Origin of the sequence: Dietzia aerolata, assembly GCF_014144865.1 — a bacterium.
Classification (GTDB): Bacteria; Actinomycetota; Actinomycetes; order Mycobacteriales; family Mycobacteriaceae; genus Dietzia; species Dietzia aerolata.
In genome coordinates this window covers 1-2,464 of sequence record NZ_JAALDM010000306.1, presented here as the reverse complement: position 1 = coordinate 2,464, position 2,464 = coordinate 1, and the positions used below count along the sequence as shown (strand labels likewise).

1 protein-coding gene and 1 pseudogene are annotated in these 2,464 nt (G+C 68.5%); one reads left to right on the top strand and one right to left on the bottom strand.

Annotated features, from left to right (window positions below; all coding sequences use genetic code 11):
- The coding region (ftsH, locus tag G6016_RS15480) for an ATP-dependent zinc metalloprotease FtsH (protein ID WP_182633501.1) at positions 1-1,873 on the bottom strand (1,873 nt) is incomplete at its 3' end.
- Positions 1,874-2,073: 200 nt separating this feature from the next.
- On the opposite strand from ftsH, the pseudogene G6016_RS15475 reads away from it, so the two are divergent.
- Positions 2,074-2,464: pseudogene (locus tag G6016_RS15475) on the top strand (amidase); the annotation flags it as partial.

Below are 2,464 nucleotides of genomic sequence, written 5' to 3'. Positions count from 1 at the left end.
CGAAATCGTCGAACTCGGTGATGCGGGGCCGCTTGACGACGTCGGCGAACAGCCGCTCCAGATCGTCCTGGCGCAGCGTCTCCTTCTCCAGCAGCTCCGCGGCCACCGCGTCGAGGATGTCGCGGTTGGCATCGAGAACCTGCCAGGCCTCCGTGTGGGCCGCGTTGATGACGCGCCGGATCTCGTCGTCGATGATCTTGGCGACCTCGGGCGAGTACTCCGCGCTCGAGCCGCCGCCGCGGCCCATGAACGGGTCGCCGCCTTCGCCTCCGTACTTGACCGCGCCGAGCTTGGCGCTCATGCCCAACTCGGCGACCATCGTGCGCGCGATCCGGGTGGCCTGCTCGATATCCGAGCTCGCACCGGAGGTGGGCTCGCCGAAGATGTACTCCTCGGCCGCGCGCCCGCCCATCGCCATGACGATCCGCGCGATCATGTCGGCCCGGGTCATCAAGCTCTTGTCGTCCTCCGGGACCACCAGCGCGTGACCGCCGGTGCGGCCGCGGGCCAGGATCGTGACCTTGTGGACGGGCTCCAGGTCCTCCATCGCCCACGCGGCCAGGGCGTGCCCGGACTCGTGGTAGGCGGTGACCTTCTTCTCGTGCTCACTGATCACGCGGTGCTTGCGGCGCGGACCGCCCACCACACGGTCGGTGGCCTCCTCGAGGATGTCGATCGAGATCTCGTCGAAGCCCATGCGCGCCGCGAGCAGTGCGCCCTCGTTGAGGACGTTCGCCAGATCCGCGCCCGACATGCCGATCGTGCGCTTGGCGAGCGCGTTCATGTCCACGTCCGCGGCCAGCGGCTTGCCCTTGGAGTGCACGGCCAGGATCGCCTCGCGACCGCGAAGGTCCGGGTTGGTCACCGGCACCTGGCGATCGAAACGGCCCGGGCGCAGCAGCGCGGGGTCGAGCACGTCCGGCCGGTTGGTGGCGGCGATGAGGATGACCGTTGACCGGTCGTCGAAGCCGTCCATCTCGACCAGCAGTTGGTTGAGGGTCTGCTCGCGCTCGTCGTGGCCGCCGCCCATCCCGGAACCGCGATGACGGCCGACCGCGTCGATCTCGTCGACGAAGATGATGCACGGCGCGTTCTGCTTGGCCTTCTCGAACAGATCACGCACCCGCGAGGCACCGACGCCGACGAACATCTCGACGAAATCCGAGCCGGAGATCGAATAGAACGGCACCCCGGCCTCGCCGGCGACGGCGCGGGCCAGCAGCGTCTTACCCGTTCCGGGCGGGCCGTAGAGCAGCACACCGCGCGGGATCTTGGCGCCCAGCCGCTCATACCGGGCGGGGTTGGCGAGGAAGTCCCGGATCTCGTTGAGTTCCTCGACCGCCTCGTCCTCACCCGCGACGTCGGCGAACGTGGTCTGCGGCATGTCCTTGGTGAACTCGACCGCGCGCGACTTGCCCACCCCGAACAGGCCACCCTTGCCACCCTGCATGCGGGTCATGAAGAAGAAGAGGAGACCGAACAGGATGAGCATCGGCAGCAGGAACGACGCCATCTGCGTCAGGAAGCCCTGCTGCGTGACGGTCGTGTTGTAGTTCTCCGGTTCCGCCGCCGCGACCCGGTCGAAGATCTGGTCCGCCGCCCGCTCCGGGTACTTGGCGATGAGCTTGTCCGTCTCCTCATCCCCCTCCGGCGGGGTGATGGGGTTCGTGAGCTCCAGGCGCAGCTGCTGCTCCCGGTCCTCGATGACGGCTTCCTTGACGTTATCCGCATCCACCTGCGCCAACGCCACCGATGTGTCAACCTCGGTGTAGCCGCGTTCGTCGTTCGAGAAGAACGAGAACCCGACGATCAACAGGATGATGACACCCGCGATCGCGACGTTGCGGAAGACGGTATTGCTCTTTCGATCCATTCGGCCCTCATGTGGGATGAACGGCCCGGCCGGTCGGCGGACCCGATGCTGCGACCGACGTCGACGGTTTGAGCCGTCGTCGGTATCGCCCCAGGCTACCCGCGAACTCCGACGGTGGACCGGGGTGATCGCCCAGGGCGGACAGCGGGGGCCGACGAGCCGGGACTGTCACCCACCCAAGTCGTCGTACGATCAGGGCCGTGACCACCGATCAGCTCTCCGCCATCGACATCGCCGAGGCCGTGCACACGGGCTCGATCGGCGCCCTCGAGACCCTCGACGCGACCTTCGACCGGGTGGCCGACCTCGACCCCAGCATCCGCGCCTTCACCACCGTCCTGCGCGCCGACGGCCGCTCCGCCGGCGCCGCCGTGGACGCCAAGACCCCCGACGAGCGCGCCGCACTCCCCCTGGCCGGGGTGCCGCTGGCTATCAAGAGCACCGTCACCCTCGACAACCCGGTCGTCGCGCCCCTGCTCGCGGCCGGCGCCGTCCCGGTGGGGATCACCGCCACCCCGCAACTGTGCACCTGGGCCATGACCGATTCCGACTCCCACGGCATCACCCGCAATCCCCTCGACCTGTCGCTCA